At 73.9% G+C, this 18,758-nt stretch carries 17 protein-coding genes; 8 read left to right on the forward strand and 9 right to left on the reverse strand.

Going from position 1 to position 18,758, the window contains the following annotated elements; genetic code table 11:
- Window positions 1–167 precede the first annotated feature (167 nt).
- The 5 genes from nirB (at window position 168) to E1287_RS26940 (ending at window position 5,580) form a co-directional block, all read left to right on the forward strand.
- Window positions 168–2,675, forward strand: a complete 2,508-nt coding sequence (gene nirB / locus E1287_RS26920; RefSeq protein WP_131967863.1) for a nitrite reductase large subunit NirB — start codon at window positions 168–170, stop codon at window positions 2,673–2,675.
- Window positions 2,672–4,144 (forward strand): FAD-dependent oxidoreductase, encoded by a 1,473-nt coding sequence (locus E1287_RS26925; RefSeq protein ID WP_243719459.1) that lies wholly within the window; start codon window positions 2,672–2,674, stop codon window positions 4,142–4,144. Before nirB ends, E1287_RS26925 begins: the two co-directional genes overlap by 4 nt.
- A gap of 46 nt (window positions 4,145–4,190) precedes the next feature.
- The gene (locus E1287_RS26930) at window positions 4,191–4,484 is read left to right on the forward strand and encodes a DUF2470 domain-containing protein (protein WP_131967864.1); all 294 of its coding nucleotides are present in this window, start codon (window positions 4,191–4,193) and stop codon (window positions 4,482–4,484) included.
- A gap of 129 nt (window positions 4,485–4,613) precedes the next feature.
- A complete protein-coding gene (locus E1287_RS26935; RefSeq protein WP_131967865.1) occupies window positions 4,614–5,276 on the forward strand; it encodes a biliverdin-producing heme oxygenase in 663 nt (220 codons plus the stop codon).
- Between the two features lie 118 nt (window positions 5,277–5,394).
- Window positions 5,395–5,580, forward strand: a complete 186-nt coding sequence (locus E1287_RS26940; RefSeq protein ID WP_131967866.1) for a hypothetical protein — start codon at window positions 5,395–5,397, stop codon at window positions 5,578–5,580.
- A 13-nt stretch (window positions 5,581–5,593) separates the two neighbouring features.
- Here the strand turns inward: E1287_RS26940 and E1287_RS26945 are convergent, their stop codons facing one another.
- The 3 genes from E1287_RS26945 to E1287_RS26955 all read right to left on the reverse strand — a co-directional run bounded on the left by E1287_RS26945 (window position 5,594) and on the right by E1287_RS26955 (window position 9,049).
- Window positions 5,594–7,012, reverse strand: coding sequence for an RNB domain-containing ribonuclease (locus tag E1287_RS26945; RefSeq protein WP_131967867.1), 1,419 nt, complete (start codon window positions 7,010–7,012; stop codon window positions 5,594–5,596).
- Window positions 7,013–7,054: 42 nt separating this feature from the next.
- Window positions 7,055–7,849 carry a Crp/Fnr family transcriptional regulator gene (locus E1287_RS26950; RefSeq protein ID WP_243719460.1) on the reverse strand — a complete coding sequence of 265 codons (795 nt, stop codon included), beginning with the start codon at window positions 7,847–7,849 and terminating at the stop codon, window positions 7,055–7,057.
- Window positions 7,850–8,128: 279 nt separating this feature from the next.
- Window positions 8,129–9,049 (reverse strand): 5'-3' exonuclease, encoded by a 921-nt coding sequence (locus E1287_RS26955; RefSeq protein WP_131967868.1) that lies wholly within the window; start codon window positions 9,047–9,049, stop codon window positions 8,129–8,131.
- 116 nt (window positions 9,050–9,165) lie between these two features.
- On the opposite strand from E1287_RS26955, the gene E1287_RS26960 reads away from it, so the two are divergent.
- On the forward strand, window positions 9,166–10,275 hold the full coding sequence (locus E1287_RS26960) for a Xaa-Pro peptidase family protein (protein ID WP_243719461.1): 1,110 nt from the start codon (window positions 9,166–9,168) through the stop codon (window positions 10,273–10,275).
- A gap of 62 nt (window positions 10,276–10,337) precedes the next feature.
- Here the strand turns inward: E1287_RS26960 and ugpC are convergent, their stop codons facing one another.
- Entirely contained in the window at window positions 10,338–11,603 is a 1,266-nt protein-coding gene (gene ugpC / locus E1287_RS26965; protein WP_131967870.1) for a sn-glycerol-3-phosphate ABC transporter ATP-binding protein UgpC, read from the reverse strand.
- 146 nt (window positions 11,604–11,749) lie between these two features.
- Here ugpC and E1287_RS26970 point away from each other — a divergent pair, with 146 nt between their 5' ends.
- Together E1287_RS26970 and E1287_RS26975 are read left to right on the forward strand one after the other, a co-directional pair.
- Window positions 11,750–12,805 (forward strand): LacI family DNA-binding transcriptional regulator, encoded by a 1,056-nt coding sequence (locus E1287_RS26970; RefSeq protein ID WP_131967871.1) that lies wholly within the window; start codon window positions 11,750–11,752, stop codon window positions 12,803–12,805.
- A 60-nt stretch (window positions 12,806–12,865) separates the two neighbouring features.
- Window positions 12,866–13,306: an Lrp/AsnC family transcriptional regulator gene (locus tag E1287_RS26975; protein WP_131967872.1), complete on the forward strand. Its 441-nt coding sequence runs from the start codon at window positions 12,866–12,868 to the stop codon at window positions 13,304–13,306.
- A gap of 19 nt (window positions 13,307–13,325) precedes the next feature.
- Here the strand turns inward: E1287_RS26975 and E1287_RS26980 are convergent, their stop codons facing one another.
- From E1287_RS26980 to E1287_RS27000, 5 genes are read right to left on the reverse strand one after another with little or no spacing between them, the layout of a single operon-like run.
- Window positions 13,326–14,321 carry a BadF/BadG/BcrA/BcrD ATPase family protein gene (locus E1287_RS26980; RefSeq protein WP_131967877.1) on the reverse strand — a complete coding sequence of 332 codons (996 nt, stop codon included), beginning with the start codon at window positions 14,319–14,321 and terminating at the stop codon, window positions 13,326–13,328.
- Entirely contained in the window at window positions 14,321–15,577 is a 1,257-nt protein-coding gene (locus E1287_RS26985) for a 6-phospho-beta-glucosidase (RefSeq protein WP_131967873.1), read from the reverse strand. Before E1287_RS26985 ends, E1287_RS26980 begins: the two co-directional genes overlap by 1 nt.
- Entirely contained in the window at window positions 15,574–16,404 is an 831-nt protein-coding gene (locus E1287_RS26990; protein ID WP_131967874.1) for a carbohydrate ABC transporter permease, read from the reverse strand. Before E1287_RS26990 ends, E1287_RS26985 begins: the two co-directional genes overlap by 4 nt.
- Window positions 16,401–17,381: a sugar ABC transporter permease gene (locus tag E1287_RS26995; RefSeq protein ID WP_243719462.1), complete on the reverse strand. Its 981-nt coding sequence runs from the start codon at window positions 17,379–17,381 to the stop codon at window positions 16,401–16,403. The genes E1287_RS26990 and E1287_RS26995 overlap by 4 nt, the downstream gene beginning before the upstream one ends.
- Window positions 17,382–17,384: 3 nt before the next feature.
- Entirely contained in the window at window positions 17,385–18,710 is a 1,326-nt protein-coding gene (locus E1287_RS27000; RefSeq protein WP_243719463.1) for an ABC transporter substrate-binding protein, read from the reverse strand.
- Window positions 18,711–18,758: the final 48 nt, after the last annotated feature.

The following is an 18,758-nucleotide window of genomic DNA, read 5'->3' on the forward strand; positions in this document are numbered from 1 at the left end:
GGCGAAAGTAAAACGGGTGCGCGCACAATCCCACAAAGGTTGCGTACCTGGCCAGAGGGGGACGAAAAGCATTTCTCATCGCGGGTGCGGCGGGTGTGAGCGGCCGTTTACGCGGAGGTGATATCCGCGACGTCCGAGCGAAATGGGCGCCGCTCAGAATCGGCCGCATGGGAGCCGACAGCGAACTGGACAGGCGGCTCGTGGTGGCCGGGCACGGCCCGTCCGCGCACCGCCTCGTGGAGGCCCTGCGCGAGCGCGACACCGCCCGGACCTGGACGATCACCGTCATCGGCGAGGAGCCCCGCCCGGCCTACGACCGGGTGGCGCTGACGGCGCACCTGGACGGCGCCGACCTCGTCTACCCCGCGCACGGCGGCGGGGTCGCCGTCGTCACCGGCGAGCGCGTCACCGCCGTCGACCGCGCCGCCCGGACGGTCACCACCTCGGCGGGACGCGTCGCCGGCTACGACGCGCTCGTCCTGGCCACGGGATCGGCGCCGTTCGTCCCGCCGGTCGAGGGCCGCGACCTGCCGGGCGTGTTCGCCTACCGGACCATCGACGACCTGGACGCCCTCCGCGAATACGCGGAAGGCCGGGCCACCGCGGCCGTCATCGGCGGCGGGCTCCTCGGGCTGGAGGCCGCCCGCGCGCTGCAGGGCCTCGGGCTGCGCGGCGCCGTCGTGGAGGTCGCGCCGTGGCTGATGCCGCGCCAGCTCGACGAGGGCGGCGGGGCGATGCTGCGCCGCCACATCGAGGGACTCGGCCTGGCCGTCCACGCGGGCGTCCCGGTCCGGGCGCTGGAGGCGGGGGAGGACGGCGCGGTCCGGCGGGTCGTGCTCGCCGGCGGCGCGGCGATCGACGCCGAGGTCGTCGTGTTCTCCGCCGGGATCCGCCCGCGCGACGAGCTGGCCCGCGCCTGCGGCCTGCCGGTGGGGGAGCGGGGCGGGATCGTCGTGGACGCGTCCTGCCGCACCGACGACCCGGCGATCTGGGCGATCGGCGAATGCGTCGAGGTCGGCGGCACGGTGTACGGGCTGGCCGGGCCGTGCCTGGCGATGGCGGAGGTCGTCGCCGACCGGCTGCTGTCGGACGCGAGCACCGCCGTGTTCGACGGCGCCGACACGTCCGCGAAACTGAAGCTGATGGGCGTGGACGTCGCCGCCTTCGGCGACCCGTCCGCCGGGCCCGAGCGGGGCGCGCTCAGCGTCACCTACACCGACCCCGTCGCCGGCGTCTACAAGAGGCTCGTCGTCAGCGACGACGCCCGGACGCTCCTCGGCGGCGTCCTCGTCGGCGACGCCGAGCCCTACGGGACGCTCCGCGCCCACGTCGGGGGCGGCCTGCCCGACGCCCCCGAGCGCATGCTCTTCGGCGGCGCCGAACCGGCAGGCGGCGGCGAACTCCCCGGCGCGGCGGTCGTCTGCTCCTGCAACAACGTCACCGCCGACCGCATCCGCCGCGCGGTCTCCGAGCACTCCCTCACCGACGTCCCGGCCGTGAAGGACCGCACACGCGCCGGGACGAGCTGCGGAAGCTGCGTCCCGCTGCTGAAACGGATCCTGGACGCCGAGCTCACCGCCGCCGGGATCGAGGTCGGCACGGCCCTCTGCGAGCACTTCGCCCACAGCCGCGCCGAACTGTTCGACATCGTCCGGGTCCGGCGGATCACGAGCTTCACCCGGCTCATCGAGGAGCACGGGACGGGCCGCGGCTGCGACATCTGCAAGCCCGCCGTCGCGTCCATCCTGGCGAGCCTCGGGAACGGGCACGTCCTGGAGGGCGAGCAGGCCGCGCTGCAGGACACCAACGACCATTTCCTGGCGAACCTGCAGAGGAACGGCACCTACTCGGTGGTGCCGCGCGTCCCCGGCGGCGAGATCACCCCGGCCGGGCTCATCGCGATCGGCGAGGTCGCCCGCGACTTCGGCCTCTACACCAAGATCACCGGCGGGCAGCGGATCGACCTGTTCGGCGCCCGCGTCGAGCAGCTCCCCGAGATCTGGCGGCGGCTGACGGCCGCCGGGTTCGAGTCCGGGCACGCCTACGGCAAGGCGCTGCGGACGGTGAAGTCGTGCGTCGGGTCCGCGTGGTGCCGCTACGGCGTCCAGGACTCGACGGCGATGGCGATCCGCCTCGAACTGCGGTACCGGGGGCTGCGCGCCCCGCACAAGCTGAAGTCCGCCGTGTCCGGCTGCGCCCGCGAATGCGCCGAGGCGCAGAGCAAGGACTTCGGCGTGATCGCCACCGAGAACGGCTGGAACCTCTACCTCGCCGGGAACGGCGGGATGCGGCCGCGGCACGCCGACCTGTTCGCCACCGACCTCGCCGACGACGAGCTGATCACCCTGATCGACCGGTTCCTGATGTACTACATCCGCACCGCCGACCGGCTGCAGCGCACGGCGACCTGGCTGGAGACGCTCGACGGCGGGCTCGACCACCTCCGCGAGGTCATCGTCGACGACCGCCTCGGCATCTGCGCCGACCTCGACGCCGCCATGGCCCGGCACGTCGCCGCCTACTCCGACGAATGGCGCGACACCCTGGACGACCCCGACCGGCTCGCCCGCTTCGTCTCGTTCGTCAACGCCCCGCACACCCCCGACCCGAGCATCTCCTTCGGCGTCGAACGCGACCAGATCAGGCCCCTTCTCCCGCTGGAGGTGAAGCGGTGAGCCCCGAAGGGACGGCGGGCGTGGTCGTCGTCGGCAACGGCATGGCCGGGTCCCGCCTCGTCGGCGAGCTGCGGGCCCGCGACGCAGCGACGCCCGTCACCGTGTTCGGCGCGGAGCCGCAGCGCCCCTACAACCGGGTGCTGCTGTCGAACGTCCTCGCCGGGCTGACGCGGCCCGAGCACATCGGCCTGGTCGACGCCGCCTGGTACGCCTCGCACGGCGTGGACGCCAGGCTCGGCGTCGAGGTCACGCGCGTCGACCGCGCCGCCAGGACCGTCCACGCGTCCGACGGGACCGCCACCCCGTATGGGACGCTCGTCCTCGCGACGGGCAGCACCGCGTTCGTCCCGCCCCTGCCCGGCCTGCGCGACGGGCTCCCCGACGGCGCGCTGGTGTTCCGCACCCTGGACGACTGCCGCCGCATCTGCGACCTGGCCGAGTCGGCGCGCCGCGCGCTCGTCGTCGGCGGCGGGCTGCTCGGCATCGAGGCCGCGCGCGGGCTGGCGGGCCGCGGCCTGGACGTGACCGTCCTGCACCTGGCCGGGCACCTCATGGAGCGCCAGCTCGACCCCGCCGCCGGGAAGGTCCTGGCGCGGACGCTGGCGTCCCTCGGCATCGGCACCCGCCTCCGGGCCGCCGTCACCGGGCTGCGCGTGTCGGACGGCGCCGTCACCGGCGTCGAGCTGGCCCTGCCCGGCGGCGGGACGGAGACCGCCGCCGCCGACCTCGTCGTCCTGGCGTGCGGCGTCCGGCCCGAGACGGCGCTCGCCCGGGACGCGGGCCTCGCCGTCGGCCGCGGCGTCATCGTCGACGACGAGCTGCGCTCGGTCACCGACCCGTCCGTCCGCGCCATCGGCGAGTGCTCCGAGCACCGCGACGAGGTGTACGGGCTGGTCGCGCCCGCCTGGGAGCAGGCGGACGTGCTCGCCGGGCTGCTCGCCGGCACCGACCCCGCCGCCCGCTTCACCGGTGCCCGGCAGATCACCCGGCTCAAGGCCGCCGGCATCGAGCTGGCGTCGATGGGCGAGACGCACTTCGGCGACGACGACGCGGGCGTCGAGGTCGTCCGCTTCACCGACGCGGCGCGCGGCACCTACAAGAAGGCGGTCATCCGGGACGGGCGGCTGATCGGCGCGATCCTGCTCGGCGAGACCGCCGCGGCCGGGACCCTCACCCAGCTCTACGACCGCGCCGCCCCGCTCCCCGCCGAGCGCCACGGCCTCCTCTTCCCGGGCCTCGACACGCCCGCCCGGGCGGAGGCGCCGCTGCGGATGCCGGACGCGGCGACCGTCTGCCACTGCAACGACGTCAGCAAGGGCCGGATCCGCGCCTGCTGGGAGCGCGGCGCCCGCACCGCCGGGGACGTCGCCCGCGAGACCAGGGCGGGCACCGGCTGCGGAACGTGCCGCGACGCCGTCGAGGGCATCGTCGCCTGGCTGGCCGGGCAGGAGCCCGCCGGAGTCGCCTGACCGGCGGCGGGTAGGCTCCGCCCCATATCCCAGGAAGGACGGCTCCATGACCGACGCGGGACCCTTCACCGACGACGTCGTCGGGCAGATCATGCGCCACATGAACGAGGACCACGCGGCCGACTGCCTCACGATCTGCCGGGCGCTCGCCGGCCGGCCCGGCGCGACCGCGGCCCGGATGACCGGCATGGACGCCGACGGGATCGACTTCGCGGTCATGGACGGCGGCGCCGAGCATCCCGTCCGGATCCCGTTCAGCGAGCGGCTCACCGAACGCCCGCAGGTGCGGCGGGAGGTCGTCCGCATGACCGAGGAGGCCCGCGCCGCGCTCAGCGGCTGACCTGCGGCTGGACGTTGCCGACGCCATGTCGGTAAAGTAACCGACGTCACGTAGGAAACTTCGCCGCCGCACCTTCCCAAACAGATTTAGGTAAGGCTAGCCTAAGTCGCGGGAACCGAGGAGGCCGGGATGGACAGCACGGGCACGGACGGCGCGTTCTCCGCGCGGCTGAGGGCCGCGACGTGGAGCGACCACGGGGACAACGAGACGTCCGCCTACATGAGCGCGCTCGTCGAGGGCCGCCTCGCCCGCGACGAGTACGCGGTCCTGGTTGCGCAGCTCCACCCCGTCTACGACCTCCTCGAAGAGGCCGCCGACCGGATGGCGTCCGACCCGGTCGCCGCCCCGTTCGACCTTCCCGGCCTGCGCCGCCGCGACGCGCTGGAGGCAGACCTGGCCTACTTCTACGGCCCGCGCTGGCGCGCCCGGATCGAGCCCGGCGAGGCCACGGAACGGTACTGCGACCGGCTCCGCGAGGTGTGCTTCGACTGGCCGGCCGGGTTCGTCGCCCACCACTACACCCGCTATCTGGGCGACCTGTCCGGCGGGCAGTACATCGGCAGGCAGGTCCGCAAGACCCTCGACCTGACGGCCGGCGACGACGGCGTCCGCTTCTACCGCTTCCCCGGCAAGCCCAAGGCGTACAAGGACCGCTACCGCGACCTCCTGGACGCAGCGCCCTGGGACGCCGCCGAGCAGGACCGCGTCATCGGCGAGGTCAAGACCGCCTACCGCCTCAACGCCGACGTCACCGAGGATCTCGGCCGGATCATCCGCCCCAGCGCCGCCTGACCGCGTCCCGGCGCCGGACGACCCTTCGGTAGGAGATTCGGCCGTCCGGAAAGGCCGCGCGGTTTGCGGAGCGGGTTCGCGGACATCCGGAAAGGCAGCCGACCTACCGGAGGCCGACATGCTCGCGATCGTCGCCGCGATCGTCTTCGCGCTCGCCCTGCTCTTCGACCTGGCGGACGTCACCTCGGACGCCATCAACAACGGCACGCTCACCGTCCTCGGTCTGCTGCTGATCGCGCTGCACTTCGCCGGCGTCGGGACGAGCACGAACTGGCGCCCGCGCCGCCGCGCCCGCCGCCGCTGACCCTCCCGGGGCGTCAGGCCGCGCGGGAGAAGCGGACGCGGCGGCGCGCCGGGTCCGCCTCCTCCAGCCGCACCCTGACCTGCTCGCCGAGCGGCAGCGCGTCCCCGTCGCAGCGGCCGAACACCGGCGGCGACACCGGCTGGACCCGCCCGCCGGACCGGTCGGCGCTCACGTCCACCACCACCGCGTCGAAGACGTCCCCGACGTGGTCGCGCAGCAGCAGCGCCTCGACGAGGTCGACGCACGCGTGGTCGATGTCGGCGGCGCGGCGCAGCGCCCGCTGCATCACCTCCGGCAGTTCGGGCAGCGCCTCGCGCGCCCAGCCGGGGACGGGGCGTCCCGCCGCGAGCGCCAGGCACACCTCGGTGGCGTACCGGTCGGCGAGCCGCCTGATCGGCGCCGTGACGTGCGCGTACGGGGCGGCGACGGCGGCGTGCTCGGCCTGCCCCGGCGGCGAGCCGTCGAACGCGGTGTACCCGGCGCCGCGCATCAGCGCCGCCGCGTCGTGCAGGAACGCGGCGTGCCGCGGCAGGGACGGGTCCAGCGCGCGGACGATGTCGCCGTACGCGGAGTCCCCGGGCCAGGCGACACCGAGCGCGCCGGCGGCGAGCCTGAGCCGCGCCACCGCCTCGGGCGGCGCGGGCGGCATCGTGCGCAGCAGCCCGACGCCGCCGTCCAGCATCAGCCGGGCCGCCGCCCGGCCAGTGAGCAGCGAGATCTGCGCGTTCCACGCCTCGGTCGCCAGGTCGCCGCGCAGCTTCAGCGCCCAGCCGCCGTTCGCGTGCACGACCTCCTGCTCGGGCAGCGGGAGGCTGACTCCGCCGCGCGCGGCCTCCGCCGCGATGAGCCGCTCGCCGATCTCGCCGAGCAGCGCGATCCGGGGGTCGCCGCCGTCGTGCCGGGCGGTCGCGTAGTCGAGCCGGGCGTGGCTGCGGACGAGGGCGCGCCGCACGTCCACGTCGGTGATCCGGCCGGCGTCGTCGATGTCGATCGTCCACGCGACGGCCGGGCGGTCGCGCCCCGGCAGCAGGCTCGCGGCGTTCTCCGACAGCGGGCGCGGGTGCAGCGGCGCGTTGGTGTCGGGCAGGTAGAGCGTGACGCCGCGGGACCGCGCCTCGGCGTCCAGCGCGCCGCCGGGCCGCACGAACCCGGCCAGGTCGGCGATCGCGTACCGGACCCGGTGGCCGGGGCCGCGCCGCTCCAGGTGCATGGCCTGGTCCAGGTCGAGGGAGCCGGGCGGGTCGAGGGTGAAGAACGGGAGCCCGCGCAGGTCGGCGCGGCCGTCGGGATGGGTCGCGGGCCCGGCGGCCTCGGTGAGGACGGCGGGCGGGAACGGGCCGGGCACCGAGTACTCGGCGCGGATCCGGTCGAGGCCCGCGCGGATCTCGGCGTCGGCCTCCGCGGTACGCAGTCGCAGCGGTCGGCGCGGCACAGCACCGAGCGTACGGGACGAAAACCAGGTTCCGGACGTGATCTACATTGTAAAGGCGTCGGCCGCGGGACGCTCCGGCGTCCGCGCGAACTCCCGCAGCCGCGCTGCGTCCACCACGGTGATCTTCCGGCGGCCGGTGACGACGAGGCCCTCCGCCCGCAGCGTGCCGAGCGCCCGGGCGACCGTCTCGCGCGAGGCGTCCATCCAGCTGCCGAGCTCCTCCTGGGACAGCGGCGGGCCGATCACGATGCCGCCGGCGGCGTCCGGCGGCGCGTGCCGGGCCGACACCTCCGCCAGCTCGGTCAGCAGGATCGCCAGCCGCCGCGCGCCGTGCGCGGACACGTGCGCCTGCAGCCTGCGGTCTGCGTCGTCGAGCCGGCGCACGAACGTGCCGCTGACCAGCCGCCACACGCCCGGATGGGCGTCCAGGAAGCCGGTGAAGCGGGCGGCGGGAACCACCAGCGCGCGCAGCGGGCTGAGCGCCGCCACGGTCGCCGACCGCTCCCGGCGGCCGAGCACCGCGCTCTCGCACACCAGGTCGCCGGGACCGCGCACGGCGAGGACCACCTCCCGGCCGTCCTCGCTGGCCGACGTCACCTTCGCCCAGCCCGACTCGATGATGATGATGTGGTCGGAATCGTCGCCCTGGTAGCACAGCGGCGTCCGCGGCGCGTACTTTCGCGGCCGCGCGACCGCCCGGAGCGCCGCGCGCTCGGGGTCGTCCAGCGCGGCCCAGAAGGCGTCGCCGGGGTCGGCGGCGGGACGGCCGCGGGACGCCGCCGCCGGCGCAGGCGGGCGAGCGGCCGGCGGGCGGTCGGTCGGCACGTGCTCGGTCACGGGTCCGCGTCTCCGGTTCCTGGGGTCGGGTGAACCGGTACCCGCGGCAGATGGGGGGAGTGGGGCGGTGAGGCCCAGTGCCGCGGATACCGGTCGCTCATGCGGCCGCCGGCCGGACGGGCGTCATCGTCCGTCCCGCGGCGGTGCACTGCCTTCATCCCAATGAGAACCCCTCACTGGGACGGATGCTGCACGCGGGAGAACGCCCTGTCTGCGTCATCTGACACTTTTGACGAAAATTGCAGCGACGATCAGTCAGGGCCCGGGTCAAAGGGCCGGTCAGCGCGACAGGGCGTTCAGCAGGCGGTTGACGGGGCTCGCGAGGTTCCACTGGTCCGCCAGCGCGACGAGCGTCTCGGGGTCGCGCGCGCCGGTGGGGAGCCGGTCGTCGAGGTTCGCCAGCTCGGGCGCGTCGATGTCGGTGACGACCCGCACGACCGTCTCGGCGGCGGAGAGGTAGTCCCGCGCGGCCTCCATGCGGCGCCGCGCGCCCGCCGGGAACCCCTCGTCGGTGCCGGCGTCGAGCGCGGCGAGGATCCCCGCCACCGACCCGAACCGGGTGACGAGCGCGGCGGCGGTCTTGTCGCCGACGCCGGGGACGCCGGGCAGGCCGTCGGACGGGTCGCCGCGCAGCGTCGCGTAGTCGCCGTAGCCGCGGCCGGGGATGCCGTACTTGGCCGTGATCTCCTTCTCGCCCATCACCTGCAGGTTCCGGATGCCGCGCGCCGTGTACAGGACGGCGACCGGGGCGCGGTCGTCCACCAGCTGGAACAGGTCGCGGTCGCCGGTCACGATGTCGACCGGGCCGTCCGCGGCGCCCCGCACGGCCAGGGTCCCGATGACGTCGTCGGCCTCGTAGCCGGGGACGCCCGCCCGCGCCAGCCCGAACGCGTCCAGCACCGCGTCGATGACCGGGAGCTGCGCCTCCAGCGCGTCGGGCGTCTGGTCGCCGCCGCTCTCGGCGACCCGGTGCGCCTTGTAGGACGGCAGCGCCGCCACCCGGAACGCGGGCCGCCAGTCGGCGTCCATGCAGCACACCAGGCGGTCGGGCCCGCGGTCCTGGACGAGCCGCGCGATCATGTCGATGAGGCCGCGGACGGCGTTCACCGGCGTCCCGTCCGGGGCGGTGACCGTCTCGGGCACCCCGAAGAAGGCGCGGAAGTACAACGACGGCGTGTCCAGCAGCATCAGCCCGCTCATGCGCCACATCGTGCCATGCCCCGCGGACACCCGGGGCGCAGGCGGGCCGGGGCGGCGCGACCCCGGTCAGCCTGCGATCCTGGTACCGCAGTGAAGACCGGAGAATGGAGACGGGTGTGACAACGGAGTTGTATCCGCGTGAGCGCCTCGGCCTGGTGCGGGACGCGGCGGCGAAGGCCGGGCTCGGGGCGGTGCTGCTGACCCCCGGCCCGGACCTGCGGTACGTCACCGGGTACGACGCCAAGCAGCTGGAGCGGCTCACCTGCCTGGTGGTGCCGGCCGGCGGCGAGGCGTTCCTGGTCGTCCCGCGGCTGGAGCTGCCCGCCGCGCAGGCCTCGCCCGCCGGGTCCCTCGGCGTGGAGCTGGTGCCGTGGGACGAGATCGACGACCCGTACGCGCTGGTCGCCTCCCGGCTCCCGAAGGACCCGGGGACGGTGGGCGTCGCCGACCGGATGTGGGCGGTGATGGCGCTGCGGTTCCGCGCCGCGATGCCCGCCGCCGAGCAGGTCGCGGCCGGGGGAGTGCTGCGGGAGCTGCGGATGCGCAAGAGCCCGGCGGAGGTGGCGGCGCTGCGCGAGGCGGGCGCGGCGATCGACCGGGTGCACCGCCGCGTGCCGGACCTGCTGAAGGCGGGCCGCACCGAGCGGGAGGTCGCCCGCGACATCGCCGACGCGATCACCGGCGAGGGGCACGCGCAGGTCGACTTCGTCATCGTCGGGTCGGGCCCGAACGGCGCCAACCCGCACGCCGAGCCGACCGACCGGGTGATCCGCCCGGGCGAGCCGGTCGTGGTCGACATCGGCGGGACGATGCCGAGCGGGTACTGCTCGGACTCCACCCGCAACTACTGCGTCGGCGAGCCGCCCGCGGAGTACCGCGCGTACTTCGAGGTGCTGGAGGAGGCGCAGCGGGCCTCGTGCGCGGCCGTCCGCCCCGGGGTCACGCCCGAGGCGGTGGACGCGGCGGCCCGCGACGTCATCGAGGCCGCCGGGCACGGCGCGGACTTCTTCCACCGCACCGGCCACGGCATCGGCCTGGAGTCGCACGAGGACCCCTACATCGTGGCGGGCAACCTGGAGCCGCTGGAGCCGGGCATGGCGTTCTCGATCGAGCCGGGCATCTACCCGGGCCCGCACGGCGCCCGCATCGAGGACATCGTCGTGTGCACCGAGGACGGCCACGAGCCGATGAACGTCACCGAGCACGGCCTGGTCATCGTCGACTGACCGGGCACGGGCGAGGGCGCGGACGGGTCTCCGTCCGCGCCCTCGCTGTGCCCGGCGGCCGGTCAGCTCTGCTTGTGGAAGTCGGTCACGGTGTCCTGGGGGCCGGGGGCGGTCTTGCGGACGGTCTCGGGGTGCCCGATCGCCAGGCCGCTGGACGGGTCGAAGAAGTGCAGCCGGCGGGTGTCGACGCCGAGGTCGACGTGCTGGCCCGGGCGCACGCGCGAGCGGGAGTTGACGCGGGCCGTCCACAGCGCCCGGTTGTCGGTGAGCGGGATCGCCATGTCGGCCTCGCCCTCGGCGGCGTCCTCGGCGAGGTCGGCGGTGTCCTTGTGCTCGACCGGCGGCGCGTCGATCGTGAAGATCACGTTGATCTCGCTGCCGAGCTCCTCGGTCACGCTGCTGCGGACCGCCATCGGCGCCCACTCGGGGCTGGCGTGCGCGGCGTCCTCGAAGTCGGACGGGCGGATGCCCAGGATGATCTGGCGGCCGAGGTAGTTCTGCAGGCCGGGCTTCTCGTTCAGGACGGACGCCGGGACCGGCAGCGTGTACCCGGCGAAGGAGACCTGCACGCCGCCGTCGCCCGAGGTGAGGTTCGCCGACACGAAGTTCATCGCCGGGGAGCCGATGAAGCCCGCCACGAACAGGTTGACGGGGTTGTCGAACAGCCGCTGCGGCGTGTCGACCTGCTGCAGCCGCCCCTCGCGGAGCACGCAGACCCGCGTCCCGAGCGTCATCGCCTCGACCTGGTCGTGGGTGACGTACACGGTGGTGACGCCGAGCCGCTCGTGCAGCTGGCTGAGGGACGCGCGCATGGACACGCGGAGCTTGGCGTCCAGGTTGGACAGGGGCTCGTCCATCAGGAACGCCTGCGGCTGCCGGACGATCGCGCGGCCCATCGCGACCCGCTGCCGCTGCCCGCCCGACAGCGCGGCGGGCTTGCGGGACAGGAACTGCTCCAGGCCGAGCATCTTGGCCGCCTCGCGGACCTTGCGCTGCCGCTCCTCCTTCGGCGTGCCGCGCAGCTTGAGGCCGAACGCGAGGTTCTGCTCGACGGTCATGTGCGGGTAGAGGGCGTAGTTCTGGAAGACCATCGCGATGTCGCGGTCCTTGGGCGCGAGGTCGTTGACGACCTGCTCGCCGATGGAGATCTTCCCGCCGGTGATCTCCTCCAGCCCGGCGATCATCCGCAGCGCGGTGGACTTGCCGCAGCCGGACGGGCCGACCAGCACCATGAACTCGCCGTCGCGGATCTCCAGGTCGAGGCCGTCCACGGCCTTGACGCCGCCGGAGTACACCTTGTCGACCCGGTCCAGCACGATCCTGGCCATCCGAACCCCCTCTTGGAAACGTTTCCATAGCCCCCTGGCGAGCAGGGGTTTTGCTCAGTAGCTGGAGTAAACATCATGGAAACGTTTCCAGGGGAGGGACGATCGTGAGAAGATGATCTAAAACCTCCTGAAGGGACTATCCGGGCATGACGGACAGGCGTCCCGCGACGATCAAGGACGTGGCGGCGTCGGCGGGCGTCGGCATCGCCACCGTGTCGCGCGTGTTCTCCGGGACGGGCTCGGTCAGCGCCGCCACCCGCGACCGGGTACTCGCCGCCGCCCGCGCGCTGGACTACCGCCCGAGCGCCCTCGGCCGCGGGCTCAAGCTGCGGCGCAGCGGCGGCATCGGGCTGATCGTCCCCGACGTCACCGACCCGTTCTGCGCCGAGCTGGTCGCCGGCGTGCTGGACTGCGCCCGCACCCTCGGCGAGCACGTCATCGTCGACGCCGCCGACGGCGACCCCGCCCGCGAGGCCGAGATCGTCGAGCGGCTCGCCGGGCAGCGGGTGGGCGGCATCATCGCCATGCCCGCCGGGGACGAGGCCGACTGGCGCGGCGCCGCCCGGGTGTGCTCCAGCGTCGTGTTCGCCGGCCGCGTCCTGCCGGGGCCGCCCGGGCCGCCGGACGTGCCGGACGTGCCGTCCGTCCTGGCCGACGACGCGGGCGGCGTCCGGGCCGTCACCGAGTACCTCGCCGGGCTCGGGCACCGCCGCATCGCGTTCCTCGGCGCCGTCCCCGGCGGCCCGCCCCGGGTGCGCGAGCGCGCGTTCCGCGCCGCCCTCGCCGAGCTCGGCGTGCCCGTCGAGGAGGACCTGGTCGTCGCCGCCCGCCCGGCCCGCGACGCCGCCTACGCGGCCGCCGCCGGGCTGCTGCAGCGCCGCGGCGACGTCACCGCCGTCCTGGCCGCCGACCACCTGCTCGGCGAGGCCGCCGTCCTCGTGGCGCGCGAGCTGGACCTGCGGGTCCCCGCCGACGTGTCCATCGCGATGGTCGACGACGTGGCGTGGGCGGAGCTGTGCGACCCGCCGCTGACCGCGGTCGCCCGCCCCGGCCGCGACATCGGCTACCGCGCCTGCGAGCTGGTGCTGCGCGAGCCCGCCCGGCGCGGCCGCGGCGGGCCGGTGCTGCTGCCGACCGAGCTCGTCGTGCGCGGCAGCTGCGGCCCGCCGCGCGCCCAGCGCCGCCGGACGCTCGCCGGCTGAGCCGGTCCGTGATCGGGCGGACGGGCCCGGGCACCGCCCCCGGCACGCTAGATTTCCCGCGTGGAGGAGATCGATCGTCAGATCCTGGGGTTGCTGGCCGGCGACGGGCGGATGAGCTTCACCGACCTGGCCAAGGAGACCGGCCTGTCGGTGTCGGCCGTGCACCAGCGCGTGCGCCGGCTGCAGAAGCGCGGCGCCATCACCGGGTTCGCCGCCCAGCTCGACAGCACGCAGATCGGGCTGCCGCTCACCGCGTTCATCTCGATCAAGCCGATCGACCCGGCCGCGCCGGACGACGCGCCCGACCGGCTGGCCCATCTCCAGGCGATCGAGGCGTGCCACTCGGTGGCCGGGGACGAGAGCTACATCCTCAAGGTGCGCGTCGCGTCCCCGAACGAGCTCGAGGACCTGCTGCAGAAGATCCGCGCCGCCGCGAACGTCGCGACGCGCACGACGGTCGTCCTCAGCACCCCGTGGGAGGCGCGCCGCCCCCCGCTGTGACTCGGCACCCGCTCGGGATTCAGCGCCGGCGGAAGGCGGCGCGGAGGGTCTCGTGGGCGGCGGGCGCGGCGGTGACGTGGTCGAGGGCGAGCAGCGCGGCGCCGAGCAGCGGCGGGTCCTCGGGGACGAGCAGCCGCGCGTGCGGGGCGAGTTCGGCGTAGCGGGCGGCGACCGCGTCCATGAGGAGGGGGCGGCGCGCCGCGAGGATCCCGCCGCCGAGGACGACGTCGGCGGGCTCGTCCAGCAGCCCGAGGCGGCGCAGCGCCACCGAGCCGAGCACCGCGACCTCCCCGGCGAGCCGCGCCACGACCTCCCGCGCCACCTCGTCGCCCGCCTCCGCGGCGTCGATAAGGACGGGCGCCAGCTCGGTGAGGCGCCCCTCGTCGAACTCGCCGAGATGGATGCCGAGCCCGACGTCGATGGCGCGCTCGACGCCGAAATATGACGCGACGGCCCCGGTGAGCGCCGTGCGGGGGCCGCGGCCGTCCTCGCCGCGGATGCCGTGCCACAGCGCCGCGCGGCCGAGGGAGCCGCCGCCGCCCCAGTCGCCGGTGTGGGGCCCGAGGGACGGGAACCTGGCGGTGCGCCCGTCCGGTCCGACGCCCGCGCAGTTGATCCCCGCGCCGCACACCACGGCGACGCCCCAGCCGGCGGTGACGGCGCTGCGCAGCAGCGCGAAGGTGTCGTTGCCGACCGCGACGCTCGCGGCGGCGCCCCGGCCGAGCAGCAGCTTCTCCAGGCGCTCCTCCTCGCCCGGCAGGTCCACGTTGGCCATGTAGGCGGCGAGGTGGGCGACCTCGCCGGGCAGCGCGCCCGCGCGGCGCAGCGCGGCGTCGATGACGGCCGACAGCGCGTCCAGCGCGGTGTCCAGGCCGTCGAGCTGGGGCCGGAACCCGTCGCCGCGGACGGTGGCGAGCAGCTCCCCGCCGTCCCCGACCACGGCCGCGTCGGTCTTGCTGTTGCCGCCGTCGACGGCGACCAGCACGCCCCCCGGCGTGTTCGCGGAAGCGGCCATCACGCGGCCCAGGGGAGGTGGTCGCGGTTGGCGGCCACCAGGTCGCGGGCGAGGCGGTCGGCGACATCGGCCTGGCCGATCAGCGGATGCGCCAGCAGCGCCGCGGCGACGCGGTCGACGCCGCCGCGCCGCGCCGCGTCCAGCGCCAGCTCCTCGTAGGCCGACACGTGCGCGATCAGCCCGGCGAACAGCGGCTCCACCTGCGGGACGGGCAGCGGCACCGCACCCGACGCGGTGATCCGCGCCGGCACCTCCACGACCGCCTGGTCGTCCAGGAACGGCAGCGTGCCGTTGTTGCGGACGTTCACCACCTGCGCGTCGCCACGCCCGGTCAGCAGCGACGCGGCGAGCTGCACGGCGGCCTCGGAGTAGAACGCGCCGCCGCGCTCGTCCAGCCGGGCGGGCTTGGTGTCCAGGGCCGGGTCGGCGTACAGGTCGAGCAGGTCGCGCTCGAGCGCGGCGACCTGCTCGGCGCGCGACGGCGCGCCGCGCTGCTCCTCGACCACCCGGTCGTGCTCGTAGAAGTAGCGCAGGTAGTACGACGGGACGGCGCCGAGCCCGCGCACGAACCCGGCGGGCAGGCCGGAGATCTCCGCGAGCTCGTCGGGGTGCTCGTCGAGGAGGCGCGGCAGGACCTCCTGGCCGTCCAGCAGCACCGACCGCACCCACGTGAGGTGGTTGAGCCCGGCATGGCCGAGGCTGATCCGGTCTGGTGGGACGTCCAGCAGCTTGGCTGCGCGGCGCTGGAACCCGATCGCGACGTTGCACAGCCCGACCGTGCGGTGGCCCGCGTCGAGCAGGGCGCGGGTGACGATGCCGACCGGGTTGGTGAAGTCCACGATCCACGCGCTGGGGGCGAGTTCGGCGACGCGTGCGGCGATGTCCAGGACGACCGGGACGGTCCGCAGCGCCTTGGCGAGCCCGCCCGCGCCGGTCGTCTCCTGCCCGACGCAGCCGCATTCCAGCGGGAGCGTCTCGTCCACGTGCCGGGCGGCCTGGCCGCCGACGCGCAGCTGCAGCAGCACGACCGTCGCGTCCGCGACCGCCTTGTCGAGGTCGCCGGTGGTCGTCACCGCCGCGGGGTGCCCGGCGCGCGCCAGCATCCGCGCGGCGACGCCGCCGACGAGGCCGAGGCGCCCGGCGTCCGGGTCGTGCAGCACCAGCTCCGACACCGGCAGCGCCGCGTGCGCGCGCGCCAGCCCGTCGACCAGCTCCGGGGTGTAGGTCGACCCACCCCCGATGACTGTCAGCTTCAACCCTTCACTCCCGTCAAGGTCACACCCTGGATGAACACCCGCTGGGCGAGGAAGAACACGATCAGCACCGGCAGGATCGTCAGCAGCGTCGCCGCCATCGTGAGGTTCCACTCGACCTCGTGCGCGGCGCGGAACGTCGCGACGCCGATCGCGAGGGTCCAGTGGTCGGGGTCGGCGTAGACGAGCGGCCGGAAGTAGTCGTTCCAGCAGTAGAAGAACTGGAACAGCGCGACCGCGGCCAGCGCCGGCTTCGCCATCGGCAGGATGACCCGCACCATCGTGCGGAACTCCCCGCAGCCGTCCACGCGGGCGGCGTCGGCGTACTCGCGGGGGATCGTCACCAGGAACTGGCGCAGCAGGAAGATGGAGAACGCGTCCCCGAACAGCTGCGGGATGATCAGCGGCCACAGCGTGCCGGTCAGGTCCAGGCGGGCCCACACGATGTACAGCGGCACCATCGTGACCTGCGGCGGCAGCATCATCGCCGAGATCACCACGACCAGCGCGACGTTGCGGCCGCGGAACCGGAACCGGGCCAGCGCGTACGCCACCGGGACGCTGGACACCAGCATGAACACCGTGGACAGTCCCGCGTAGACCGTGCTGTTGATCGTCCACTGGACCATGTCGCCGCTGAACACGTCCACGAAGTTCCCGAAGTGCCACTCGCGCGGCCACAGGTCGGCGCTGAGCGCCTGCCGGTCGCTCATCACGGCGGTCAGCGCGATGAACACCAGCGGCGCGAGGAACATCAGCGCGACGGCGACGGCGGTGGCGTGCACGGCGACCCACATCAGCGCCCGCCGCGTCCTGCCCCCGGACCTCATGCGGCCTCCTCGCCCGCGAACGCCTTGAACTGGCGCAGCAGGAAGAGCGTGAACACCATCGCGATGGCGAACATCACCAGCGCCAGGACGCTCGCGTAGCCCATGTTGAACTGCCGGAACCCCTGGTCATATAGCCACTGCGGGAACGTCAGCGTGGAGTCACCGGGATAGCCGGGCTGGTACTGGGTGCCGGGCAGGTCGGCCCGCCCGGACGCGACCTTCCCCGCCACCATCGCCTGCGTGAAGTACTGCAGCGTCTCGATCACGCCGGTGACGGCGCAGAACGCCAGCACGGGCGAGACGGTCGGCAGCGTGATGTGCCGGAACCGCGACCAGGCCCCGGCGCCGTCGATCTCGGCGGCCTCGTACAGCGACCGCGGCACGTTGAGCAGCGCCGCCAGCATGATGATCATGATGTCGCCGACGGCCCAGAGGCCGAGGAGCGTCAGGCCGGGCTTGGCCCAGGCGGCCTCGTTGAAGAAGTCGGGCAGCGTGATCCCGAGCTTGTCGAGGATCGTCGGGAACGGGCCGGTGCCGGGGTTCATCAGGAACACGAACGCGACCGTCGCCGACACCGGCGGGATCAGGTACGGCAGGTAGAAGATCGACCGCAGCACGCCCCCGCCGGCCTTGATCTTGGTGAGGAGCTGCGCGACGCCCAGGCCGAACAGCAGCCGCAGCGGGACGAGCACCGCCACCAGCCACAGCGTGTTCCGCATCGCCGTCCACGCCTGGCCGTCGTCGAGCAGGTAGGCGTAGTTGTCCCAGCCGACGTACTCCAGCGTGAACAGGTTGTAGCGGGTGAAGGAGAAGTAGACGGTCGCGGCCAGGGGGTAGCCGAAGAACAGCGCGATCCCGACCAGCCAGGGGGACAGGAACGCGAGGACGCGGAGCCGACGGCGGCGGCGCGCCCGCGCCGCCGCCGTCCCGGTCCGCGCGCCGCCGGTGAACGGCAGCCGCAGTGAACCGAGTGCCACAGGTCAGCCTCCGGCGAGCTTCAGCGCGTTGTCGACCTCGCCGTCGAGCTTGGTGAGCGCCGGGCCGAGGTCCTTGACCTTGCCGGGCTCCCACTCGTCCTGGACGAACTTCTGGAACCGCACGATGTAGTCGTTGCCGTTCGGCGTCGGCGGCGTGGTGGTGCTGGCGGGGTGCTTGAACACGTCCAGGAACGTCTTGAACTGCGGCGTCAGTTTCAGGTCGGTCGACGACAGCGCCGGGATGGTGGACGGCACGTTCCCGAGCCCGTTCGACAGCGTCACCAGCGCGGCGGTGTCGGTGGTGAGGTAGCGGACGAACTCCCAGCTCGCCTGGGAGTGCTTGGCGCCGCGCGGGATCCCGATGACGGTGCCGGCGATGAAGCCGCTGCCGTAGGTCGACAGCTTGTCGTCGGCGACGGGGGAGGCCGCGGTGTCGTAGTTGAGCTTGGGCGCCTCCTTCTCGATGAACTTGGTGCGCCACTCACCGTCGATCGCCATCGCCACCTTCCCCTTCTGGAAGGGGTTGGCCGCCTCGAACTCCTGGCCCAGCGAGCGCAGGAACTTCTTGACGTTGTCGTAGCCGTACCAGTCGATGAGCTCCTTGTTCCACTTCAGGTACGCCTGGAACGCGGGGTCCTTGGAGAAGTTGGCCTTGCCGTCGCCGGTCAGCCACTTCACCCCGAACGGCGGGGCGAGGTGCTGGACCTGGTGCTCGTAGTACTGCGCGGACGGCATGAACCCGGCGACCTTGATGGTCCCGTCCGGGTCGCGGACGGTGAGCTTCTTGGCCAGCGCGGTCAGCTCGCTCATCGTCTTGGGCGGCTGCTCGCCCTTCATCAGGTCCTTGTTGTAGTAGAGCCCGTAGGCGTCGGCCAGCAGCGGCATCGCGCACCGGACGCCCTGGTACTCGGTGTACTTCCGCACCGCCGGCGGGAACATGTTCAGGTCGACCTTGGACTTGTCGATGTAGGGCTTGAGGTTCTGCCAGGCGCCGCTCTTGCACCACTGCCCGACGCTGTCGGTGGTGAAGGACGACACCACGTCCGGCGGGTTCCCGCCCCGGATCGCGTTGGTGATGCGCTCGTCGGTGACGCCGCTGACGAGCTTCACCGTGATGTTGGGGTGGGCCTTGTTGAAGCCGGCGACGGCGTCCTGGAAGGCCTTCACCTCGTGCGCGGCGCTCCAGCCGTGCCAGACCTCGATGGTCTGCTTCTCGTCGGACTTCGGGCCCTCGCCGGTCCCGTCGCCGCCGGCGGTGCAGGCGGCGGTGAGGCCGAGCGCCGCGGCGGCCAGGGCCGCGGCGGCGCGGCGTGTCATGGTGGTGGGCACTCCGGTTCTCCTTCAGGGGGTGGGACGGCCGTCCGCAGCCGTCCGGGG

It is taken from the genome of Actinomadura sp. KC06 (assembly GCF_004348735.1).
Taxonomy (GTDB): domain Bacteria; phylum Actinomycetota; class Actinomycetes; order Streptosporangiales; family Streptosporangiaceae; genus Spirillospora.

Excerpts from the sequence above, each read along its gene's own strand:
- nirB (WP_131967863.1), top strand. The coding sequence starts at position 168 with ATGGGAGCCGACAGCGAACTGGACAGGCGGCTCGTGGTGGCCGGGCAC.
- E1287_RS26930 (WP_131967864.1), top strand. The coding sequence starts at position 4,191 with ATGACCGACGCGGGACCCTTCACCGACGACGTCGTCGGGCAGATCATG.
- E1287_RS26935 (WP_131967865.1), top strand. The coding sequence starts at position 4,614 with ATGGACAGCACGGGCACGGACGGCGCGTTCTCCGCGCGGCTGAGGGCC.
- E1287_RS26940 (WP_131967866.1), top strand. The coding sequence starts at position 5,395 with ATGCTCGCGATCGTCGCCGCGATCGTCTTCGCGCTCGCCCTGCTCTTC.
- E1287_RS26955 (WP_131967868.1), bottom strand. The coding sequence starts at position 9,049 with ATGAGCGGGCTGATGCTGCTGGACACGCCGTCGTTGTACTTCCGCGCC.
- ugpC (WP_131967870.1), bottom strand. The coding sequence starts at position 11,603 with ATGGCCAGGATCGTGCTGGACCGGGTCGACAAGGTGTACTCCGGCGGC.
- E1287_RS26970 (WP_131967871.1), top strand. The coding sequence starts at position 11,750 with ATGACGGACAGGCGTCCCGCGACGATCAAGGACGTGGCGGCGTCGGCG.
- E1287_RS26980 (WP_131967877.1), bottom strand. The coding sequence starts at position 14,321 with ATGGCCGCTTCCGCGAACACGCCGGGGGGCGTGCTGGTCGCCGTCGAC.
- E1287_RS26990 (WP_131967874.1), bottom strand. The coding sequence starts at position 16,404 with ATGAGGTCCGGGGGCAGGACGCGGCGGGCGCTGATGTGGGTCGCCGTG.